Raw genomic sequence first — 19,981 nt, 5'->3', positions numbered from 1 at the left:
ACCAACCCACCCCCCCCCCCCCCCCCCCCCACCCCCCCCCCCCCCCCCCCCACCCCCCCCATGGAGCTGGAAGGCACCATCAAGTCCTATAAAGACCTGAACACCGCCGACTACCGCATCACCTCCAAGCTCGGCACCACCGGCGAAATGGTCGCCAAGAAGCTGATCGCCAAGGCCAAGTACCACGGCTACGACAACGAGCAGGAAGCCGTGCTCGATGTGGTCAACGGCAAGGCCGACGCGTTCATCTACGACGCGCCGTACAACGTGGTCGCGGTGAGCAAGGTCGGCGCCGGCAAACTGGTGTTCCTCGACAAGCCGTTCACCTACGAGCCGCTGGCCTTCGGTCTGAAGAAGGGTGATTACGACAGCATCAACTTCATCAACAACTTCCTGCACCAGATCCACGAAGACGGCACCTACGATCGCATCCATGACAAGTGGTTCAAGAGCACCGAGTGGCTCAAGGACATGGAATAAGCCCGGTCGTTGTGGCGAGGGAGCTTGCTCCCGCTCGGCTGCGAAGCAGTCGTAAACCGGTTGACTCGTTCTACCCGACGTTGCGCGGTAGCTGATTTCAGGGCTGCTCCGCACCCCAGCGGGAGCAAGCTCCCTCGCCACAGAGGGAGCGAGCATCCTGATCGATATGGATTTGCTCTTAGATGAAACAGAAAAAAGCCCAATGGCCCTGGCACGTCCTGACCGTGCTGGTGCTGGTCGGCCTGGCGGGCGCGTTGTATTACGCCACGTCGCTGATGTCCTACGAATGGCGCTGGAACCGTGTGCCGCAGTACTTCGCCTATCAGGCCGAAGAATCCCAGCGTGCCACCGATATCTCCACCGTCACCGAACTGGTGCGCAAGGGCGGCAGCGCGCAGGTCACCCTGCGCAACGACGCCGGTGATGAGCAGCACCTGACCGTCGACGAGAACAGCCTGCAATTCGCTCAGGGCGACGATGTTGCTGAAGGTGACGTCGTGGGCGTGACCCGGCATTGGGCGGCAGGGCCGCTGTTGTGGGGGCTGTGGACCACACTGTGGCTGTCGGTGGTGTCTGGGGTACTCGGTCTGCTGATCGGACTGGTCACCGGGTTGTGCCGCCTGTCGAACAACCCGACCCTGCGCGACCTGTCGAGCATCTATGTCGAACTGGTGCGCGGCACGCCGCTGCTGGTGCAGATTTTCATTTTCTACTTCTTCATCGGTACCGTGATGAACCTGTCCCGCGAGTTCGCCGGGATCGCCGCGCTGTCGCTGTTCACTGGGGCGTACGTGGCCGAGATCATCCGTTCCGGCGTGCAGTCGATTGCCCGTGGCCAGAACGAAGCGGCGCGTTCGCTGGGTCTGAGCGCCGGCCAGTCGATGCGCCACGTGGTGCTGCCGCAAGCGTTCAAACGTGTGCTGCCGCCGCTGGCCGGGCAGTTCATCAGTCTGGTCAAGGACACCTCGCTGGTGTCGGTGATTGCGATTACCGAGCTGCTGAAAAGTGGTCGTGAAGTCATTACCACCTCGTTCTCGCCGTTCGAGATCCTGTTCTGCGTCGCCGGCCTGTACCTGTTGATCAACCTGCCGCTGTCGAAAATCGCCAGCCGGCTTGAGCGGAGGCTCGCGCAAAGTGATTGAAGTCCGCGATCTGGTAAAAGTCTTCGACACCCGTGGTCAGGTAGTCCGGGCGGTGGATAACGTCACCACTTCTGTCGCCAAGGGTGAAGTGCTGGTGGTGATCGGCCCGTCCGGTTCCGGTAAGTCGACCTTCTTGCGTTGCCTCAATGGTCTGGAAGAATTCGACTCAGGCTCGGTGAGCATCGACGGCCTGCAACTGGCCGACCCGAAAACCGACGTCAACGCCTACCGCCGCGAAGTCGGCATGGTGTTCCAGCACTTCAACCTGTTCCCGCACATGACCGTGCTGGAAAACCTCTGCCTGGCGCAGAAAGTCGTGCGCAAGCGCGGGCAGAAGGAAAGTGAGGCCAAGGCCTTGGCGTTGCTGGAGAAGGTCGGTATTGCGCAGAAGGCGCGGGAATACCCGTCGCGTTTGTCCGGCGGTCAACAACAGCGCGTGGCGATTGCCCGGGCGCTGGCGATGGAGCCGAAAGTCATGCTGTTCGACGAGCCGACTTCGGCCCTCGACCCGGAAATGGTCGGCGAAGTGCTGGATGTGATGAAGAACCTGGCCGTGGAAGGCATGACCATGGTTTGCGTGACCCACGAAATGGGTTTCGCCCGGGAAGTGGCGGATCGGGTGCTGTTCTTCGATCACGGCAAACTGCTGGAAGATGCTTCTCCAGCCGAGTTCTTCGATGCGCCGAAGGATCCGCGGGCCCAGGCCTTCCTGCGGCAGGTCCTGTAACTTCAGCGTTCTTTTGGATGCCATCGCTGGCAAGCCAGCTCCCACAGTGAACGGGTTGAACACAAACTTTGTGAACGACTAGAAACCTGTGGGAGCTGGCTTGCCAGCGATAGCATCACCTCGGTCCAAAGCGAACCGAGGCCGATGCATCACCTCAAACCTTGAACCGCCCCACCAGCATCTGCAGATGCGTCCCCAACCGCGCCAGCTCAACACTCGACGCTGCCGTCTCTTCGCTCGCCGCCGAGGTCTGATCCGACACATCCCGCACATTCAGCACGCTACGGTTGATCTCTTCAGCCACCGCACTCTGCTGCTCGGCAGCCGCCGCAATCTGCTGGTTCATCGCCTGAATCGCCGAGACGGTGCGGGTGATGCTTTCCAGTGAGCCACCAGCGCGGCGGGTCAGTTCGACGCTGCTGTCGGTCAGGCTGCGGCTGTTGTCCATGATCGTCGCCACTTGCTGGGTGCCGTTCTGCAGGCCGACGATCAGCTCTTCGATCTCTTCCGTGGACTTCTGCGTGCGCTGGGCGAGACTGCGCACTTCATCGGCGACCACCGCAAAACCACGCCCGGCCTCACCGGCACGCGCCGCTTCGATCGCGGCGTTGAGCGCCAGCAGGTTGGTTTGCTGGGCCACCGATTTGATCACGTCGAGCACGCTGCCGATCTTGTCGCTCTCGCGCTTGAGCTCGCCCATGGCCTCGGTGGAGTGGCCGACTTCAACTGCCAGACGCTCGATCTGCGCGATCGCTTCACCCACCACCTTGTCGCCTTCACGGGCCTGTTGATCGGCGGCCACGGCGGCTTCGGAAGCCTCCTCGGCGTTGCGCGCGACTTCCTGCACGGTGGCGGCCATTTCGTTCATGGCGGTGGCGACCTGATCGGTCTCGATCTTCTGATTGTTGACCCCGGCGCTGGTCTGCTCGGTCACCGCCGACAGCTCCTCGGCGGCGCTGGCGATCTGCGTGACGCCATCGCGGATGCCGCCGATCAGGTCGCGCAGGCCTTGGGTCATGCTCTGCATCGAGCGCTGCAACTGGCCGAGTTCGTCGCGGCGCTGCGACACCAGATTGTGGGTCAGGTCGCCGGCAGCCACGCGCTCGGCGACTTTCAGGGTCTGGTTCAGCGGGATGATGATCTGCCGAGTGATCGCCCACGCGGCCAGCAAGCCGAAGGCCACGGCCAGCAGGGTGGCGATGATCAACTGGTTCTTGGCGCTGGCGGCGTCGGTGTCACGCACCACGGTCTGCGATTCGGTGAGTTGCTTGCTGACGTCGAGGAGGATGTCGCCCTGGGTCGACATGCGGGCCAGGGCCTTGGCGCTGGCGACCTGCGAGTCGCGGAACTGGCTGACCGCCGCGCGATAAGCCTTGAGCGAGTCGGTGGCCTGCTGCAGGTTGGCGATGTGCTGCTCAGGCAGTTTGGCCGGCAGGGTTTCGAGGTTGTTCAGGGCATTGTCGATGGCGTCGAGCGCAGGTTGCTCGGCCTCGGTTTTGCCGCTGTAGGTGTAGCCGCGCACCTGGAAGCGCGCCTGCTGGATCAGTTTGCTCAGGTCGATCACCGCGTTGAACTGCGCCACGCTGTCACCCTGCAACATGGATTTCTCCACCTCGGCGACTTTGGCCACGGCATTGTCGGCGGTGGCGCCGAGTTTGCTGCGGGCGTCTTCGCGGTTGGCGCCGGCCTGCACCATGTCGGTGAAGGCGCGTTTGTACTCGGCGACGGCGGCCAGTTGTTGGTCGACCTTGGCGGCGTCGGACGGTTGTTCGATCAGGCCGCGTGCGGTTTGCAGGCCGCTGTCGAGTTTGTTCAGCAGCTCGTTGACCGCGCCCGGGCCTTGTTCGCCGCGACGCATTTCATAGTCCAGACGCGCCAGGCGCAGGTCCTTGGTCAGCTCGTTGAGGCTGGAGATGAAGCCCAGCTTGTCGCCACGGCTGATGATGCCGCCCATGCCGGTCCAGCCGGTAAAGGTAATCAGCAGGGTGAGCAACAGCACCAGGCCGAAACCGATGCCCAGCTTGCGTTTGACGCTGACGTTCCCAAGATTCTCGGCTAACCAACGGTACATGCGACGACTCCCCTCGGACCACTAATTGGACTTATGGGGACTGTATCGGCGGGGTGATGGCAATCTGTAACCCGATTTGTCCGACACCGCCCCTGTGTAGGAGCTGCCGCAGGCTGCGATCTTTTGATTTTGTTTTTAACAGCAAGATCAAAAGATCGCAGCCTGCGGCAGCTCCTACAGGGGGGGATAGTGTGTCAGAACAGGCGGGCGAGCAGGGCGGTGACGGCGGTTTCGACGCGCAGGATGCGCTCGCCCAGTTGCACCGGTTGCAGGCCGGACTTGCTCAACAGGTCGATTTCGTAGGGGATCCAGCCGCCTTCGGGGCCGATCGCCAGGGTCACCGGTTCGCTCAATGCGCGCGGGCAGGACGGGTAGTTGCCGGGATGGCCGACCAGACCGAGGGTGCCTTCGCTGATCGCTGGCAGGCGGTCTTCGACGAACGGCTTGAAGCGCTTCTCGATGATGATTTCCGGCAGCACGGTATCGCGGGCCTGTTCGAGACCGAGGATCAGATTCTCGCGAATCGCTTCCGGCTCGAGAAACGGCGTCTGCCAGAAACTCTTCTCGACCCGGTAGCTGTTGACCAGAATCACCTTCGACACACCCATGGTCGCCACGGTCTGGAACACTCGACGCAGCATTTTCGGGCGGGGCAGGGCCAGGACCAGGGTCAGCGGCAGCTTGGCCGGTGGCGGCTGATCGAGGCTGACGCGCAATTCCGCTTCGCCGGCCTCAAGGCGCAGCAGTTCAGCCGAACCCATCAGTCCGTTGATGCGTCCCACGCGCAGGCTGTCGCCGACTTGCGAGCGGTGAACTTCCTGCATGTGGGTCAGGCGCCGGTCACGCAGCACGACGCGGTCGGCCGCGATGAAGTCGGCTTCTTCGAGCAACAGCAGGTTCATGCCTGGGTCGCTGGCGGCTGGTCGTTGTGGTCGTCGGCCGGCGTTTCGTCCGGGCGTTCGCGCTTGCTGATCAGGCCGCCGAACAGAATGCCGATTTCAAACAGCATCCACATCGGTACCGCCAGCAGGGTCTGCGAGAAGATGTCCGGCGGCGTGAGGATCATGCCGACCACGAAGCAGCCGATGATCACGTACGGGCGGATCTTCTTCAGGTATTTGACGTCGACCACGCCGATCCACACCAGCAGCACCACGGCCACCGGGATTTCGAACGCGACGCCGAAGGCGAAGAACAGAGTCATTACGAAGTCGAGGTAACTGGTGATGTCGGTCATCATTTCCACGCCGGCCGGGGTGGCGGCGGCGAAGAATTTGAAGATCAGCGGGAACACGAAGTAATAGGCGAACGCCATGCCGGTGTAGAACAACAGGATGCTGGACACCAGCAGCGGCACCGCGATGCGTTTCTCATGCTTGTACAGGCCCGGCGCGATGAAGCCCCAGATCTGATGCAGGATCACCGGGATCGCAAGGAACAGCGAGACCATCATCGTCAGCTTCAGCGGCGTCAGGAACGGCGACGACACATCCGTGGCGATCATCGTCGCGCCGACCGGCAGGTACTGGCGCAGCGGCGTCGAGACAAAGGTGTAGATCTGCTGGGTGAACGCGAACAACCCGGCGAAGATGATGAATACCGCCGCCACGCAACGCAGCAGGCGGGTGCGCAACTCGGTCAGGTGCGATACCAGCGGCATGTGCTGGTCGTTTTCGGGGAGATCGCTCATGGGGCTCGCGGCGGCAGTGTGGAGTCGTGAGGCGCTGGTGTGATCGGCGCGGCGGTCGTGGCTACGTGTTCAACCGAAGTATTTGCAGCAGCGGGCACTGGTTCGGTTGTCGCTACGGCAGGTGCAGGTGCAGGTGCAGGTGCAGCGGGCGCGGCTGGCGCATGAATCGTCTGCTCACCCACATGCTCAACCGGCGTAGGCTCCTGCTGAACCGGCGTGAAAATCTTCCGCGCCTCCTGCTCCAGCGACAGAATGTGCTCGTTGTGCAGTTGCCGACGGATCTCGTCGGCACCGATTTCACGTTCAACTTCCTGTTTGATCGCGTTGAAGCTGCGCTTCAGCCGGCCGACCCACAGGCCAGCGGTGCGCGCAGCGCCCGGCAGACGCTCGGGGCCCAGCACCAGCAGGGCGACGAGGCCGACGAGCAGCAGTTCAGAGAAGCTGATACCAAACATTTGTCAGTCTCACACGTCTTTGCGGATCGGCTCTTCGACTTTCTGCGCCTGCACGTCGATGGTGTGCGGCGGGTTGGCCTGAGCGGTGGCTTGCGGCTGCACCGGTGGTACCGGTTGCGCAGGCGTTACGGTCGGATCGGCGGCCGGCTTTTCGTCATCGTTCATGGCTTTACGGAAGCCCTTGATCGACTCGCCGACGTCGGTGCCGAGGTTTTTCAGTTTCTTGGTGCCGAACACCAGCACCACGACTACCAGAATGACGATCCAGTGTTTCCAGTCAAAAATGCCCATGTTGCTGTTCCTCTCTAAAAATTGTTCAGGCGGACGGACGCGAGGCTTTCTCGACGTGTCCGGACAGACCGAAGCGACGATCCAGTTCATCCAGCACGGCCTGTGGATGCTGCCCCAGTTGGGCGAGCATGACCATGCTGTGGAACCACAGGTCGGCAGTCTCGTAAATCACATCGCTGCAGTCACCGCTGATGGCGGCGTCCTTGGCGGCAATAATGGTTTCGACCGACTCTTCGCCGACTTTCTCCAGAATCTTGTTCAGGCCCTTGTGATACAGACTAGCTACATATGAGCTGTCGGCCGCTGCGCCTTTGCGCTCTTCGAGCACTTCGGCCAAGCGAGTCAGGGTGTCACTCATGTTTATGTCCTGCGGAATAGATAGCGTGCGGGTCTTTCAGAACCGGGTCGACCGTTTTCCAGTCGCCGTTTTCGTAGACGCGGTAAAAGCAGCTTTGACGGCCGGTATGGCAAGCGATGTCGCCGATCTGTTCGACCATCAGGATGATCACGTCGGCATCACAGTCCAGACGCATTTCATGCAGGGTCTGTACGTGGCCGGACTCTTCGCCCTTGCGCCACAGCTTGCCACGGGAACGTGACCAGTAGATTGCACGGTTTTCCGCAGCAGTCAGTTCCAGCGCTTCGCGGTTCATCCAGGCCATCATCAGCACGCGTCCGGTCTTGTGATCCTGGGCAATCGCCGGCACCAGGCCATCCGCGTCCCACTTGATCTCGTCCAGCCAGTTTTTCATCTTCGACTCCGACAGCGAACCCCCACTTCGATAGTCGGGTTCAGGCGTTGAAACAGTGTGCCAGCCGATCAGCAAACTGGCTATCGGCGAACGACCAGATACAAGCCGACTGCCACCATGATGCCCGCCGGCCAATGCCCCAGTTCGTGCAACGGGCCGCCGGCGGCGAGGATCGTCCCACCCGCCAGATGCGCGCAACCGAGCAGGCGCAGAAACCAGTCGTCTTTGCGTTTGTGCCACGGTGGTGGCGGGTCGTAGGCGTGCGGCTGGGACATGCGTTCGAGCAGGTCGCGGGCCATGTTGGCCAGGTGCGGCAGCTGTTCGAACTGGCTCTGCACGTTGCCGAGCAAGGCTTTCGGGCTGACGCGCTCGCGCATCCAGCGCTCGAGGAACGGCTGCGCGGTGTTCCACAGATCCAGATCCGGGTACAGCTGACGGCCGAGGCCTTCGATGTTCAGCAGGGTCTTTTGCAGCAGCACCAACTGCGGCTGGACTTCCATGTTGAAGCGCCGCGCGGTCTGGAACAGGCGCATCAGCACCTGGCCAAATGAAATATCTTTTAACGGTTTTTCGAAGATCGGCTCGCACACGGTGCGGATCGCCGCTTCGAATTCGTTGAGCTTGGTTTCCGCCGGCACCCTGCCCGAATCGAGGTGCAACTGCGCCACGCGGCGGTAGTCGCGCTTGAAGAAGGCGAACAGGTTGCGCGCCAGGTAGTCCTGGTCTTCCGGGGTCAGGCTGCCGACGATGCCGCAGTCGATCGCGATGTACTGCGGGCTCCACGGGTTGACGGTGCTGACGAAGATGTTGCCCGGGTGCATGTCGGCATGGAAGAAACTGTCGCGGAACACCTGGGTGAAGAAGATCTCCACGCCGCGCTCGGCGAGCATTTTCATGTCGGTGCGTTGGTCGGCGAGGGTCTCCAGATCGGTCACCTGAATCCCGTAGATGCGCTCCATCACCAGCACTTTCGGCCGGCACCAGTCCCAATAGACTTGCGGCACGTAGAGCAGCGGCGAGCCTTCGAAGTTGCGCTTCAACTGGCTGGCGTTGGCCGCCTCGCGCAGCAGGTCGAGTTCGTCGTAGATGGTTTTTTCGTAGTCCTGCACCACGTCCACCGGGTGCAGCAGGCGGGCGTCGGCGGAGACCTTTTCGGCGGCGCGGGCGAGGATGAACAGCCACGCCAGATCCTGAGCGATCACCGGTTTCAGGCCCGGGCGGATGACCTTGACCACCACTTCTTCGCCGCTCTTCAGTTGCGCGGCGTGCACCTGTGCCACCGAGGCCGAGGCCAGCGGTTCGACGTCGAAACGGCTGAACACTTCGCTGATCTTCTTGCCCAGCTGTTCTTCGATCAGCTTGATCGACAGCTGCGAATCGAACGGCGGCACGCGGTCCTGCAGCAGCATCAGCTCATCGGCGATATCTTCCGGCAGCAGGTCGCGCCGGGTCGAGAGGATCTGCCCGAACTTGATGAAAATCGGCCCCAGATCCTGCAGCGCCAGACGCAGGCGCGCGCCACGGCTCAACTCCAGCGGCTTGCGCGGGAACCAGCGCCACGGCAGCACGTAGCGCAGCGCCAGGAGAAACCAGGGCAGCGGCAGCTCGAACAGCAGATCATCGAGGCGGTAGCGGATCACGACGCGCTGGATGCGCAACAGACGGCGGACGGCAAGCAGCTTCATGCGTTATCGCTTGGGTCGAGGGATCGGGAAAGGCGCTCGAAACGCGCCTCGAGACGTTCCAGATCAAGTTTGATCCGGTCCAGTTCACTGAACCGCGCTTCGGCTTCGCGCTGCCCGACGAGGGTGCGCGATTCTTCGGCGAGGTATTCGGCGAGGTTCTGGTTGAGGCTGGCAAAGCCTTGTTGATACCAGCGTGTGCGGCTGCGCAGGTGGCCACCGATCAGTTGCGTGGCGACCGGGCCGAGCCAGCGCGAGAGTTCGTACTCCCAGTCCAGCTCCAGATCCTGCAGCACCCCGGCCAGTTCCAGCAGCACGCCGCTGTCACCGTCGAGTTCGACTTCCGGGGCGTGCAGCACCGCGGTCTTGTCTTTGCTCACGGCCAGTTTCACCAGGCTTGAAGCCGGGGCGCGCAGGGTGCAGTCGACGCCGGTTTCCCAGTGTGAGGCGAGCATCAGGCCCTCATCGCTGGGCAGGATGAACAGTTGCAGCGCCGGGCTGAGGCAATCCACGGCAATCACTTTGCCAGTCAGATGCGCCAGCCGCGGCAGCGCCGTGCTGTCGAGACGCAGCACCCGGTTGAGGCCGAGTTCGACGCTGGCGAGCAGCCCGGTGAGCAACATCAGGGCTTGATGCCGCGGTGCAGGGCGACGATGCCTGCGGTCATGTTGTGATAGGTCACGCGGTCGAAACCTGCGTCGACCATCATCGACTTCAGGGTTTCCTGATTCGGGTGCATGCGGATCGATTCGGCCAGGTAGCGATAGCTTTCCGAGTCATTGGTGATCAGCTTGCCCATCAGCGGCATGAAGGCGAACGAATAAGCGTCGTAGGCTTTCGACATCAATGCGTTGGTCGGCTTGGAGAACTCCAGCACCAGCAGGCGACCGCCGGGCTTGAGCACGCGCAGCATCGAGCGCAGGGCGTCTTCTTTGTGCGTCACGTTGCGCAGGCCGAAGGCGATGGTCACACAGTCGAAATGGTTGTCCGGGAACGGCAGTTTTTCTGCGTCCGCCTGCACGAATTCGACGTTGCCCGAGACACCCAGATCCAGCAGGCGGTCACGACCGACCTTGAGCATGGATTCGTTGATGTCGGCCAATACCACCTGACCTGTCGGGCCAACCAGGTGCGAGAATTTCTTGGTTAGGTCACCGGTGCCGCCGGCGATGTCGAGCACGCGGTTACCGCTGCGCACACCGGACAGTTCGATCGCGAAACGCTTCCACAGACGGTGCATGCCGCCCGACAGAAGGTCGTTCATCAGGTCGTACTTCGCGGCTACGGAGTGGAACACCTCAGCGACTTTTTCCGCTTTCTGGCTTTCCGGAACATTTTTGAAGCCGAAGTGAGTGGTGGGTTCGGCATCGCTGCCTTTGCGCTGATCAGTCATATCGCTGTCACCAAAAGAGAATGCGCGACATTCTAATCCCCAAGCCATGCTTTGTCTTGGAATGGCTAAAGGTAAGATGGGCAACCTTCGGGACGATTTGCCGCAGACGCGGTCAAGATTTACCAGCACCTATTCATCAAGCAGGAGTCATTCAATGGCCAAAATCACTGTTGAGCGTGCCCACAGCCTGGGCAAGGAAGCCGCCCGCGAGAAGGCCGACAAGCTGGCGCAGAAACTCTCCGATCAATATGGCCTGGAACCGCAGTGGTCGGGCGACACCCTGAACCTCAAGCGTTCGGGCGTGAAAGGCGCGGTGCATGTGGCTGACGACTCGATCAAGGTCGACGTCGAACTGGGCATCATGATGTCGGCCATGAGCGGCATGATCAAAGCCGAGATCGAGAAGGCGCTGGACAAGGCGCTGGTCTGAACATCAAAAGATCGCAGCCTTCGGCAGCTCCTACATGGGAATGTGTATCCCTGTAGGAGCTGCCGAAGGCTGCGATCTTTTCATTCAGGCACCCCTCATTTATGTCAGTTGTTAGGGTGCCGTTTCTAATTTTTCTGCCTACTTTGTGCCTGAGCCCGACACCTTTGCGGGCAGTTCCTCAAACCTTCTGCGCGTGAGGTGGACCATGGCCAAAGTAATTCTGAAGAAAAAAATCGATGTTTCGACTTCTGCTCTGAGCGACGTCAAATCCTATGCCCGCAAGATCTGGCTGGCAGGCCTGGGTGCCTACGCCAAGGTCGGCCAAGAGGGCAGCGACTACTTTCAGGAGTTGATCAAGGCTGGTCAAGCTGTTGAAAAGAAAGGCAAAAAAGTCGTCACCGAAAAGCTCGAAGCCGCCAACGCCGACATCGACGAAGCCAAGGATGAAGTCAGCTCGTTCAAAGGTCGCGTCGAAGTTCAGCTCGACAAGGTCGAGAAGGCGTTCGACTCCCGCGTAGCAAGTGCCTTGAATCGTATCGGCATTCCGTCTAAACATGACGTTGAGACACTCTCTGCTAAGCTCGATGAGCTGACGGCATTGCTCGAACGCGTCGCGCGTAAATCTTAAGGAGAACGGGATGGCTGGTAAAAAGAACACCGATAAAGAAGGCAGCTCGTGGATTGGGAAAGTCGAAGACTACTCCCGCAAAATCTGGCTGGCTGGTTTAGGCGTGTACTCGAAGATCGACACTGACGGCAGCAAACTCTTCGAGTCACTGGTCAAAGACGGCGAGAAAGCCGAGAAGCTCACCAAGTCTGCAGTCGGCAAGAAAGTCGATGCCGCCAAGGATTCCGCTTCTTCGGCCAAGTCGCGCATCAGCGGCGTGAAAGATCGCGCACTGGGCAAGTGGGACGAACTGGAAGGGGCTTTCGACAAGCGCCTGAACAGTGCGATTTCGCGCCTCGGTGTGCCAAGCCGCAATGAAGTCAAAGCGCTGCACAGCAAGGTCGAAACCCTGACCAAGCAGATCGAGAAACTTACCGGCGAGAAGGCACGTCCGGTAGCGGCGAAAACCGCTGCGGCCAAACCGGCAGCTAAAACTGCAGCGGCAAAACCGGCAGCCAAAACAGCTGCCAAGCCATTGGTCAAAGCGGCTGCCAAACCAGTTGCGAAGGCTAAAGCAGCCGTTAAATCCGTAGCGAAAACGGCTGCCGCCAAACCTGCTGCGAAAGCAGCGGCCAAGCCGGTTGCAGCCGCCAAGGCAGCTGCGAAGCCTGCGGCTAAAACCGCGGCGAAGCCAGCAGCCAAGCCAGCGGCGAAAACCGCAGCTGCAAAACCTGCTGCCAAGCCAGCCGCGAAACCGGCAGCGGCGAAAAAACCGGCAGTGAAAAAACCGGCCGCGCCGAAAGCCGCTGCGCCGAAACCGGCTGCACCTGCGGCAGCCAAGCCTGCTACCCCGGCAACCCCGGCCAGCGCGTCGAACTCCGCCGCTGCACCGACCCCGGTAGCCACCCCGACTGCTGCATCGACCCCGTCGACGCCAACCAGTCAGTCCTGATTTTTCAGGCCAAAACAAAACGCCCGGCCTGTGAAGGTCGGGCGTTTTTGTTTGTGCTTTTTAAAAGCTTACCCTCACCCCAGCCCTCTCCCCGAGGGAGAGGGGGCCGATTCGGGGATGCTTCAGCCTTACACCGACCTGAAAGTGTCGTATTGAATCCATAATCGACTGGATTTTTCAGGTCGCCGTATCGCGTAAGACAATAAGGTCAGTCCCCTCTCCCTCTGGGAGAGGGTTAGGGTGAGGGGCTCTTGATTTCAGTCGTGATCTTCGAGGTATTGCAGGGCCATTCGCTCCGTCGCCACCTTCACCGGCGGCAGCAGATGAGGCGCCACCAGCATCATGATCTGGTACACCACCAGTTTGACCTCGCCCTCGCGATCGAGAATCCGCTGATAGTCCAGCGAGAACAGCAGGGTCATGGTGATCTGCTCCACCAGTTGCCCCAACGCCTGGGTATCACTGACCAACTGCCCCCCGGCCTTCAGCCGCGCCAGCAATGACGCCAGCGTGCGCTTGAGGGCGTTGAGCAGATTGCGAATGCCCTTGGCCAGCTTCGGCAGACGCCCGGCGAGGTTCGACAGGTCCTGGAACAGGAACCGGTATTGCGCCAGGCGCTCGACAATCAGATGCAGAAACAGCCAGTAATCCTCGGGCGCCAGTTCGACATCCGACGGTGGATCGAGCAGTGGCGCCAGTTCATTCTGGAAGCGTTCGAACAGGCCGAGAATCAACGGCTCCTTGCCGTGGAAGTGATAGTAGAGGTTGCCGGGGCTGATCCCCATTTCGTTGGCAACTTCCATGGTGGAGACGTTGGGCTCACCCTTTTCGTTGAACAGTTGCAGGGCACATTCGAGAATCCGGTCGCGGGTTTTCATCCAGTCTTCTTAGAAAAGTTCGGTTAAGCGTCAGCGCACATGCACGTAGGTGCCGGGTGCTGCCTCCATCGGTGGATAGTTCGGGTTGCCGAGGGTCATCAGGGTTTCGCGCTGGGCGCCGGAGCGCTGCTGAATCCATTCCAGCCACTGCGGCCACCAACTGCCCTCGACGCGCTTGGCGTCGTAGTACCAGGCGCGCGGGTCGCTGCTCAGCTTGCCGTTCTCGACGTAATTGGCTTTCGGGTTGCTCGGCGGGTTGAGGATGCTTTGCACGTGGCCGCTGTTGGACAGCACGAAGCGCCGCTCGCCGCCGAGCAACAGCGTCGAGCGATACACCGCGTCCCACGGCGTGATGTGGTCGTTCATCCCGGCCACGCTGAAGCTGTCGACCGTGACTTTCTGCAGGTCGATCGGCGTGCCGCAGACCTCCAGCCCGCCCGGGTGGGTCAGCGGGTTGTGCTTGAAGAAGTCCAGCAGGTCACCGTGGAACGCGGCGGGCAGGCGGGTGTTGTCGTTGTTCCAGTAGAGAATGTCGAAGGCCGGCGGCTCTTTGCCGAGCAGGTAGTTATTGACGAAGTAGCTCCAGATCAAATCGTTGGGCCGCATCCAGGCGAACACCTTGGCCATGTCGCGGCCGTCCAGCACGCCTTTCTGGTAGGAACGGCGTTTGGCCGCTTCGATGGTCTGTTCGTCGGCGAACAGGGTGGTCGGGGTTTCGATCTCGCTGTCGAGCAGGCTGACCAGATAGGTCGCGCTGGAGATCCGCCGCAGCTGCCGTTTGGCCTGCAGATGCCCTTGCAGCGCGGCGATGGTCAGGCCACCGGCGCAGGCGCCCATCAGGTTGACCTCGCGCGTGCCGGTGATCGCCCGGCAGATGTTCATCGCTTCTTCCACCGCTTCGACGTAGGTCGACAGGCCCCATTCACGGTGACGCACGTCCGGGTTGCGCCAACTGATCATGAAGGTCTGCAAACCGTTTTTCAGTGCGTACTGGACGAAGCTGTTTTGCGGGCTGAGGTCGAAAATGTAGTACTTGTTGATTTGCGGCGGCACCACCAGCAGCGGTTTGGCGTACTGTTTTTCGCTCATTGGCCGGTACTGGATCAGCTCCAGCAGCTCGTTGCGAAAGACCACTGCGCCGGTAGTGGTGGCGACGGTCTTGCCGACCTCGAAAGCCTGTCTGGTGACCTGACGCGGCAGGCCATCGTTGTGCAGCAGGTCATCGAACAGATGGCTCAGGCCGCGCACCAGACTCTGGCCGCCGGAATTGAACAGTTCCTTCACCGCCAGCGGATTGAGCAAGGTGTTGGACGGCGCGACGGCGTCGTTGAGCAGGGTGAAGGCGAAGTGCGCACGGGCGCGGTCGTCCTCGCTCATGCTGCTTTCATCGATCCAGCTCTTGACCTGTTTCTGCCAGGCCAGATACGCCTGCAGGCTGCGTCGATAGAAGGGATTGAGGCTCCACGCCGGGTCGGCGAACCGGGTGTCCTGCGGGTTGGTCGGATGCAGGGTTTCTCCGAGCAGCACGCGACCGAGCTGGCCGCCGAGCTTCAAGGCGTGTCTGGCGCTGTGGAGCGGGTTGCGCAGACCGTGGGCGGCGACGCTGCGCAAGGTCGAGAGCAGGTCCCGGCCACGCAGGCCGGTCATTGCACTTTGTGCATTGATGAACACGGCGGGACTGGGCACTACGCCCGTCGCAGGTTTGTCGCGCATGACTCAACACTCCTTCGTCTTCAGGTCAAAAACAAACTCACCGAACCAGAACACCATAGTCGCTGTTACGGGTTGCTGCCTGCGCGGCGTCCTGCCACGCACTTTGTTCAAAGCCCTGCATAAAGCCTGCCGCAGTGAGCTATCCGCCCAGCGGTGTCGGAAGTGGATGCATCACGGCGCGCTGCCGTTCCTCCTCGAGGAATTTCATGATGATCGGCGCCACGGCTTCGGCGCGGGTGATCAGGAACAGATGACCGTCGTCGATGATGTGCAACTGCGCGTTGGGAATGCGCCAGGCGAGCATGCGCATGTTGATTAGCGGGATCAGCGGATCGTCGTCGCCGGCCAGCACCAGGGTCGGCTGATGGATCTTGTGCAGCCAGTGAATGCTGGTCCAGCCCAGGCCTGCGAACAGTTGCCAGTAATAACCGAGCTTGCCCGCCGAACGCACTTTCGCCGCATGGCTGGCCGCTAGCGTCGGGTCGCGGCGGAACGAGCCGCCGTAGATCAACGGCGCAATGCGGATCACGTGGGACGGCTGGATGTAGCGCCTTGGGCTGGCCATCATCCACAGCACTTTCGGTTTGCCCGGGACCATGAAGGCACCGGCTGCGGTCGCCGCCAGCACCAGTTTCTTGCAGCGCTCGGGATAGTCGTGGGCGAATTGCTGCGCCAGCGCGCCGCCCCAGGACACGCCGATCACGTTGACCTGACCGTAGTCGAGGTAGTCGAGCATCCGCGAGGTCAGTTTCGCCAACCCGGGAAAGCGATACGGCCGGCTCGGCGTCGACGAGCCGCCGACACCGGGCACGTCGAAGGCGATCACTTCCAGATCCGGGTCCAGCGCCGCGACAAACGGAAACACCAGCTCCAGGTTGGCGCCGATGCCGTTGAAAATCAGCAAGGGCGTCAAATGAGGCTTGCCGGGGCGTACCGCGGTGCGGAGGGTCTGCCCATCCAGATCGACGGTACGGAAAATGAACGGTTGCGGCATGCTTCAGGCCCTGTGGATTAATTCATCCCCGCCCCCCTGTAGGAGCTGCCGCAGGCTGCGATCTTTTGACTCTGATTCTAAAAAACAAGATCAAAAGATCGCAGCCTGCGGCAGCTCCTATAGGGGGGGCGAGGTGTCAGTTACCGCTCGTGAACGTAAGTGCCCGGCGATGCTTCACCTGGCGCATACGCCTTGTTGCCGAGTTTGGTCGGCGCTTTTTTCAGATTGCCCGAGCGCTCGGCCTGCCACGCCTGCCAGTACAGCCACCAGGAATCGGTGTGCTTGGTCGAGTTCTCTTGCCAGTCGTCGGCATTGGCGGCCATGCCTTCACTGGTCATGTAGCGCGATTTCGGGTTGCCCGGCGGGTTCAGGATGCTCTGGATATGCCCGCTGCTCGACAGCACGAACTCGACCTTGCCGCCAAACAGTTGCGCCGACTTGTAGCAGGACTTCCACGGGGTGATGTGGTCGTTGGTGCCGGCCAGCGAGAAGATGTCGGCGGTGACCTGCTTGAGGTCGATCGGCGTACCGCACACTTCCAGTGCATTGGAGCGAATCAGTGGGTTGTTTTTGAACATCTCGATCAGGTCGCCGTGGAACGCTGCCGGCAACCTTGTGGTGTCGTTGTTCCAGAACAGGATGTCGAACACCGGCGGCTCGTTGCCGAGCAGGTAGTTGTTGACCCAGTAGTTCCAGATCAGGTCGTTGGGGCGCATCCACGCGAAGACCTTGGCCATGTCTTTGCCTTCGAGCACGCCGGCCTGGTACGAGTGGCGCTTGGCGGTCTCGAGGGTCTGCTCGTCGACGAACAGGGCGACGTCGCTGTCCAGCGTGGTATCGAGCACGCTGACCAGCAGGGTCAGGGCGTTGACCTTCTTTTCGCCGAGGGCGGCGTAGTGGCCGAGCAGGGCGGTGCAGGTGATACCGCCGGAGCAGGCGCCCAGCATGTTGATGTCTTTGCTGCCAGTGATGGCGGTGACCACGTCGACCGCTTCCTTCAGCGCATCAATGTAGGTCGACAGGCCCCACTCGCGCTGGGCCTTGGTCGGATTGCGCCAGCTGACGATGAAGGTCTGCACGTTATTGCGCAGGCAGAAGCGCGCCAGACTCTTGTCCGGGCTCAAATCGAAAACGTAGAACTTGTTGATCTGTGGCGGCACCACGAGCAACGGGCGCTCGTGGACCTGCTCGGTGATCGGCTTGTACTGGATCAGCTCCAGCACGTCGTTGCGAAACACCACCGCGCCTTCGGTCACGCCGAGGCTCTTGCCGACCTCGAATGCGCCCATGTTGACCTGGCTCGGCATGCCGCCGTTGTGTACCAGATCCTTGGCCAGGTGCGAGAGGCCGTCGAGCAGGCTTTTGCCGCCGGTCTCGAAGAAGCGTTTGACCGCTGCCGGGTTGGCTGCGGTGTTGGTCGGGGCCATGGCTTCGGTCATCAGGTTGATCACGAAGTGGCCGCGCGCGATGTCTTTGGGTGACAGGCTGCTGTCGTCGATCCAGGAATGGAGCTCCTTGCGCCACGCCAGGTAAGTCTGCAGATAACGTTTGTAGAGCGGGTTCTGGCTCCACGCCGGATCCGCGAAGCGACGGTCATCGCTGGCCGGTTGCAGTGCGGATTTGCCGAACAGCACGTTCTTCAGTTCGAGACCGAAATGGGTCACATGCTTGACGCTATGGATCGGTTGTTTGATGGCCTGGGTCAGCACCATACGAGCAGAGGCCAGCAGATCCTTTCCGCGCAGCCCAACGACGGGATTAAGCCCCAGGGTGTTTTCCGAGGCTTGGTACTTCAGGTCATCGTTATTCTTGTTACTCATCTACGACGCTCCATTGTCCTGAGACGAGTACCCGGTTTCTGCTGTGCAGTTCCACAGCCAATGCCAGGTACTACTGCTCGGGTGACCGTTAATTCTGCATAGCTGCTTTACAGTCGTAGAGCATTGCAGGGAACTTGCCAGCTCCATTGGTTACCCGAGTTTAATTTTTTTCGCAAGCAGGCCGATCCTCGGCCACACAGCGGAGCATTCAAACAGATGAATTTAGAAAATGCCCTCTAAAGAGCAAGAGTCTCGGACTAGAGCATCAGCTTGACGATCGACTGGTCCGGATCGCGGGTTTTCCCGGCCGCTTTGAGCTCGGCCAGATAATCGGCCCAGAGTGCGTCATGACGTCGCCCCAGCTCGTAGAGGTAATCCCAGGTGAACAAGCCGCTGTCGTGACCGTCGTCGAAGGTCAGTTTCAGTGCGTAGTGACCGGCCGGCTCCAGGCCGCTGAGGCCGACATTGAGCTTGCCGAATTGCAGGATCGGTTTGCCGTGGCCCTGGACCTCGGCGGAGGGAGAATGCACGCGCAGAAATTCGGCGGGCAGGGTGTACTCCTCGCCGGACGCGTATTTGAGCGTCAGGGTTTTCGAGGCTTTGTGCAGTTTGATGTCGGTGGGAATATTGGTCATTGCAGGTCATCCGACTAGATGGAACACCCTGTAGGAGCTGCCGCAGGCTGCGATCTTTTGATCTTGTCTTTTATAAATCAAAATCAAAAGATCGCAGCCTGCGGCAGCTCCTACAGAGAAGGCGACCTACAGGATATAACGGGACAGGTCTTCGTTCTGCGCCAATTCGCCCAGATGGCTGTTGACGTACTCGGCGTCGATCAGGATCGGCTTGTCGTCATGCGCGCTGGCCAAGTCGCCGGCGCTGAACGACACCTCTTCCAGCAAACGCTCGAGCAGCGTGTGCAGGCGACGGGCACCGATGTTCTCGGTTTTCTCGTTGACCTGCCAGGCGATCTCCGCCAGACGCTTGATGCCTTCCGGCTGGAACTGGATGTTCAGACCTTCGGTTTTCAGCAGCGCGCAGTATTGCTCGGTGAGCGAAGCGTGCGGCTCGCTGAGGATGCGTTCGAAGTCTTCCGGGCTCAGCGCCTTGAGTTCGACACGGATCGGCAGACGACCCTGCAGCTCTGGTACCAGGTCGCTCGGCTTGCTCAGGTGGAATGCACCGGAGGCGATGAACAGGATGTGGTCGGTCTTGACCATGCCCAGCTTGGTGTTGACGGTGCAGCCCTCGATCAGCGGCAGCAGGTCGCGCTGTACGCCCTCACGGGAGACATCGGCGCCGCCGACATTGCCGCGCTTGGCGACCTTGTCGATTTCGTCGATGAACACTATGCCGTGCTGCTCGACCGCTTCCAGCGCCTTGGCCTTCAACTCTTCTTCGTTGACCAGACGCCCGGCCTCTTCGTCGCGCACCAGTTTCAGCGCTTCTTTGACCTTGAGCTTGCGCGCCTTCTTCTTGCCCTTGCCCATGTTGGCAAACAGGTTCTGCAACTGGCTGGTCATTTCTTCCATGCCTGGCGGCGTGGCGATTTCGATGCCGGCCACTTCGGCGACTTCGATCTCGATTTCCTTGTCGTCCAGTTGCCCTTCGCGCAGGCGCTTGCGGAACAGTTGGCGGGTGTTGGAATCGCTGCTTGGCGCTTCTTCATTGCTGAAGCCCATGCGGGCCGGTGGCAGCAGTGCGTCGAGGATACGGTCCTCGGCAGCGTCTTCGGCGCGGTGGCGTACGCGGGTCATTTCCTGCTCGCGGAGCATCTTGATCGCGGCGTCGGCGAGATCACGGATGATCGATTCGACGTCGCGGCCAACGTAGCCGACTTCGGTGAATTTGGTCGCTTCGACCTTGATGAACGGCGCGTTGGCCAGTTTCGCCAGGCGACGGGC

22 protein-coding genes and 1 pseudogene are annotated in these 19,981 nt (G+C 61.0%); 6 read left to right on the top strand and 17 right to left on the bottom strand.

Annotation, left to right across the window (positions count from 1 at the left end; genetic code table 11):
- The 3 genes from ACIOUG_RS24605 to ACIOUG_RS24595 form a co-directional block, all read left to right on the top strand.
- The coding region (locus ACIOUG_RS24605) for a transporter substrate-binding domain-containing protein (RefSeq protein WP_401069412.1) at positions 1-480 on the top strand (480 nt) is incomplete at its 5' end.
- Positions 481-662: 182 nt separating this feature from the next.
- Positions 663-1,622, top strand: coding sequence for an amino acid ABC transporter permease (locus tag ACIOUG_RS24600; RefSeq protein WP_103485248.1), 960 nt, complete (start codon positions 663-665; stop codon positions 1,620-1,622).
- Positions 1,615-2,349 (top strand): amino acid ABC transporter ATP-binding protein, encoded by a 735-nt coding sequence (locus ACIOUG_RS24595; RefSeq protein ID WP_401069409.1) that lies wholly within the window; start codon positions 1,615-1,617, stop codon positions 2,347-2,349. Before ACIOUG_RS24600 ends, ACIOUG_RS24595 begins: the two co-directional genes overlap by 8 nt.
- A 154-nt stretch (positions 2,350-2,503) precedes the next feature.
- Here ACIOUG_RS24595 and ACIOUG_RS24590 read toward each other — a convergent pair whose 3' ends face one another.
- From ACIOUG_RS24590 to ubiE, 11 genes and pseudogenes are all read right to left on the bottom strand, one after another.
- A complete protein-coding gene (locus tag ACIOUG_RS24590; protein ID WP_371262571.1) occupies positions 2,504-3,217 on the bottom strand; it encodes a methyl-accepting chemotaxis protein in 714 nt (237 codons plus the stop codon).
- Positions 3,218-3,358: 141 nt separating this feature from the next.
- Positions 3,359-4,303 (bottom strand): annotated as a pseudogene (locus ACIOUG_RS24585) (methyl-accepting chemotaxis protein); the annotation flags it as partial.
- 311 nt (positions 4,304-4,614) lie between these two features.
- A complete protein-coding gene (locus tag ACIOUG_RS24580) occupies positions 4,615-5,322 on the bottom strand; it encodes a 16S rRNA (uracil(1498)-N(3))-methyltransferase (protein WP_401069406.1) in 708 nt (235 codons plus the stop codon).
- Positions 5,319-6,110, bottom strand: coding sequence for a twin-arginine translocase subunit TatC (gene tatC, locus ACIOUG_RS24575; protein WP_027611295.1), 792 nt, complete (start codon positions 6,108-6,110; stop codon positions 5,319-5,321). Before tatC ends, ACIOUG_RS24580 begins: the two co-directional genes overlap by 4 nt.
- Positions 6,107-6,565 carry a Sec-independent protein translocase protein TatB gene (gene tatB / locus ACIOUG_RS24570; RefSeq protein ID WP_401069404.1) on the bottom strand — a complete coding sequence of 153 codons (459 nt, stop codon included), beginning with the start codon at positions 6,563-6,565 and terminating at the stop codon, positions 6,107-6,109. Before tatB ends, tatC begins: the two co-directional genes overlap by 4 nt.
- A 9-nt stretch (positions 6,566-6,574) precedes the next feature.
- Positions 6,575-6,856 (bottom strand): twin-arginine translocase TatA/TatE family subunit, encoded by a 282-nt coding sequence (locus tag ACIOUG_RS24565; protein ID WP_003220847.1) that lies wholly within the window; start codon positions 6,854-6,856, stop codon positions 6,575-6,577.
- A 25-nt stretch (positions 6,857-6,881) separates the two neighbouring features.
- A complete protein-coding gene (locus ACIOUG_RS24560) occupies positions 6,882-7,214 on the bottom strand; it encodes a phosphoribosyl-ATP diphosphatase (RefSeq protein WP_007909355.1) in 333 nt (110 codons plus the stop codon).
- Positions 7,207-7,608, bottom strand: a complete 402-nt coding sequence (hisI, locus tag ACIOUG_RS24555; protein WP_003220851.1) for a phosphoribosyl-AMP cyclohydrolase — start codon at positions 7,606-7,608, stop codon at positions 7,207-7,209. Before hisI ends, ACIOUG_RS24560 begins: the two co-directional genes overlap by 8 nt.
- 80 nt (positions 7,609-7,688) lie before the next feature.
- Complete coding sequence (gene ubiB / locus ACIOUG_RS24550) at positions 7,689-9,293, bottom strand: ubiquinone biosynthesis regulatory protein kinase UbiB (protein ID WP_401069400.1); 1,605 nt, start codon at positions 9,291-9,293, stop codon at positions 7,689-7,691.
- Positions 9,290-9,913, bottom strand: a complete 624-nt coding sequence (locus ACIOUG_RS24545) for an SCP2 domain-containing protein (protein WP_401069397.1) — start codon at positions 9,911-9,913, stop codon at positions 9,290-9,292. Before ACIOUG_RS24545 ends, ubiB begins: the two co-directional genes overlap by 4 nt.
- Positions 9,913-10,683: a bifunctional demethylmenaquinone methyltransferase/2-methoxy-6-polyprenyl-1,4-benzoquinol methylase UbiE gene (gene ubiE, locus ACIOUG_RS24540; RefSeq protein ID WP_003220857.1), complete on the bottom strand. Its 771-nt coding sequence runs from the start codon at positions 10,681-10,683 to the stop codon at positions 9,913-9,915. Before ubiE ends, ACIOUG_RS24545 begins: the two co-directional genes overlap by 1 nt.
- A 154-nt stretch (positions 10,684-10,837) precedes the next feature.
- Here ubiE and ACIOUG_RS24535 point away from each other — a divergent pair, with 154 nt between their 5' ends.
- The 3 genes from ACIOUG_RS24535 (at position 10,838) to ACIOUG_RS24525 (ending at position 12,672) form a co-directional block, all read left to right on the top strand.
- Positions 10,838-11,113: a polyhydroxyalkanoic acid system family protein gene (locus ACIOUG_RS24535; protein WP_401069394.1), complete on the top strand. Its 276-nt coding sequence runs from the start codon at positions 10,838-10,840 to the stop codon at positions 11,111-11,113.
- Between the two features lie 205 nt (positions 11,114-11,318).
- The gene (locus tag ACIOUG_RS24530) at positions 11,319-11,741 is read left to right on the top strand and encodes a phasin family protein (RefSeq protein ID WP_401069391.1); all 423 of its coding nucleotides are present in this window, start codon (positions 11,319-11,321) and stop codon (positions 11,739-11,741) included.
- Between the two features lie 10 nt (positions 11,742-11,751).
- The gene (locus tag ACIOUG_RS24525; protein WP_401069388.1) at positions 11,752-12,672 is read left to right on the top strand and encodes a phasin family protein; all 921 of its coding nucleotides are present in this window, start codon (positions 11,752-11,754) and stop codon (positions 12,670-12,672) included.
- Positions 12,673-12,929: 257 nt separating this feature from the next.
- Here the strand turns inward: ACIOUG_RS24525 and ACIOUG_RS24520 are convergent, their stop codons facing one another.
- The 6 genes from ACIOUG_RS24520 to hslU form a co-directional block, all read right to left on the bottom strand.
- Entirely contained in the window at positions 12,930-13,550 is a 621-nt protein-coding gene (locus ACIOUG_RS24520) for a TetR/AcrR family transcriptional regulator (RefSeq protein ID WP_401069385.1), read from the bottom strand.
- Positions 13,551-13,580: 30 nt separating this feature from the next.
- Entirely contained in the window at positions 13,581-15,263 is a 1,683-nt protein-coding gene (gene phaC / locus ACIOUG_RS24515) for a class II poly(R)-hydroxyalkanoic acid synthase (protein WP_401069382.1), read from the bottom strand.
- A gap of 139 nt (positions 15,264-15,402) precedes the next feature.
- Positions 15,403-16,257: a poly(3-hydroxyalkanoate) depolymerase gene (gene phaZ, locus ACIOUG_RS24510; RefSeq protein ID WP_401069379.1), complete on the bottom strand. Its 855-nt coding sequence runs from the start codon at positions 16,255-16,257 to the stop codon at positions 15,403-15,405.
- 140 nt (positions 16,258-16,397) lie between these two features.
- A complete protein-coding gene (gene phaC, locus ACIOUG_RS24505; RefSeq protein ID WP_401069377.1) occupies positions 16,398-18,077 on the bottom strand; it encodes a class II poly(R)-hydroxyalkanoic acid synthase in 1,680 nt (559 codons plus the stop codon).
- A gap of 257 nt (positions 18,078-18,334) precedes the next feature.
- Positions 18,335-18,712, bottom strand: a complete 378-nt coding sequence (locus ACIOUG_RS24500) for a gamma-butyrobetaine hydroxylase-like domain-containing protein (protein WP_401069374.1) — start codon at positions 18,710-18,712, stop codon at positions 18,335-18,337.
- A gap of 126 nt (positions 18,713-18,838) precedes the next feature.
- Positions 18,839-19,981: HslU--HslV peptidase ATPase subunit (gene hslU, locus ACIOUG_RS24495; protein ID WP_401069371.1), on the bottom strand; the 1,143-nt coding region annotated here is incomplete at its 5' end.

The sequence above is a fragment of the Pseudomonas sp. NPDC087803 genome (genome assembly GCF_044742995.1).
Taxonomy (GTDB): Bacteria; Pseudomonadota; Gammaproteobacteria; order Pseudomonadales; family Pseudomonadaceae; genus Aquipseudomonas.
Note: the sequence above shows the minus strand (reverse complement) of the source record. Positions and strands in the feature narration are given on the sequence as shown.

Bases quoted from the DNA above. Each gene is read 5' to 3' on its own strand.
- ACIOUG_RS24600 (WP_103485248.1), top strand. From the start codon at position 663: ATGAAACAGAAAAAAGCCCAATGGCCCTGGCACGTCCTGACCGTGCTG.
- ACIOUG_RS24590 (WP_371262571.1), bottom strand. From the start codon at position 3,217: ATGAACGAAATGGCCGCCACCGTGCAGGAAGTCGCGCGCAACGCCGAG.
- ACIOUG_RS24580 (WP_401069406.1), bottom strand. From the start codon at position 5,322: ATGAACCTGCTGTTGCTCGAAGAAGCCGACTTCATCGCGGCCGACCGC.
- tatC (WP_027611295.1), bottom strand. From the start codon at position 6,110: ATGAGCGATCTCCCCGAAAACGACCAGCACATGCCGCTGGTATCGCAC.
- tatB (WP_401069404.1), bottom strand. From the start codon at position 6,565: ATGTTTGGTATCAGCTTCTCTGAACTGCTGCTCGTCGGCCTCGTCGCC.
- ACIOUG_RS24565 (WP_003220847.1), bottom strand. From the start codon at position 6,856: ATGGGCATTTTTGACTGGAAACACTGGATCGTCATTCTGGTAGTCGTG.
- ACIOUG_RS24560 (WP_007909355.1), bottom strand. From the start codon at position 7,214: ATGAGTGACACCCTGACTCGCTTGGCCGAAGTGCTCGAAGAGCGCAAA.
- hisI (WP_003220851.1), bottom strand. From the start codon at position 7,608: ATGAAAAACTGGCTGGACGAGATCAAGTGGGACGCGGATGGCCTGGTG.
- ubiB (WP_401069400.1), bottom strand. From the start codon at position 9,293: ATGAAGCTGCTTGCCGTCCGCCGTCTGTTGCGCATCCAGCGCGTCGTG.
- ACIOUG_RS24545 (WP_401069397.1), bottom strand. From the start codon at position 9,913: ATGTTGCTCACCGGGCTGCTCGCCAGCGTCGAACTCGGCCTCAACCGG.
- ubiE (WP_003220857.1), bottom strand. From the start codon at position 10,683: ATGACTGATCAGCGCAAAGGCAGCGATGCCGAACCCACCACTCACTTC.
- ACIOUG_RS24535 (WP_401069394.1), top strand. From the start codon at position 10,838: ATGGCCAAAATCACTGTTGAGCGTGCCCACAGCCTGGGCAAGGAAGCC.
- ACIOUG_RS24530 (WP_401069391.1), top strand. From the start codon at position 11,319: ATGGCCAAAGTAATTCTGAAGAAAAAAATCGATGTTTCGACTTCTGCT.
- ACIOUG_RS24525 (WP_401069388.1), top strand. From the start codon at position 11,752: ATGGCTGGTAAAAAGAACACCGATAAAGAAGGCAGCTCGTGGATTGGG.
- ACIOUG_RS24520 (WP_401069385.1), bottom strand. From the start codon at position 13,550: ATGAAAACCCGCGACCGGATTCTCGAATGTGCCCTGCAACTGTTCAAC.
- phaC (WP_401069382.1), bottom strand. From the start codon at position 15,263: ATGCGCGACAAACCTGCGACGGGCGTAGTGCCCAGTCCCGCCGTGTTC.
- phaZ (WP_401069379.1), bottom strand. From the start codon at position 16,257: ATGCCGCAACCGTTCATTTTCCGTACCGTCGATCTGGATGGGCAGACC.
- phaC (WP_401069377.1), bottom strand. From the start codon at position 18,077: ATGAGTAACAAGAATAACGATGACCTGAAGTACCAAGCCTCGGAAAAC.
- ACIOUG_RS24500 (WP_401069374.1), bottom strand. From the start codon at position 18,712: ATGACCAATATTCCCACCGACATCAAACTGCACAAAGCCTCGAAAACC.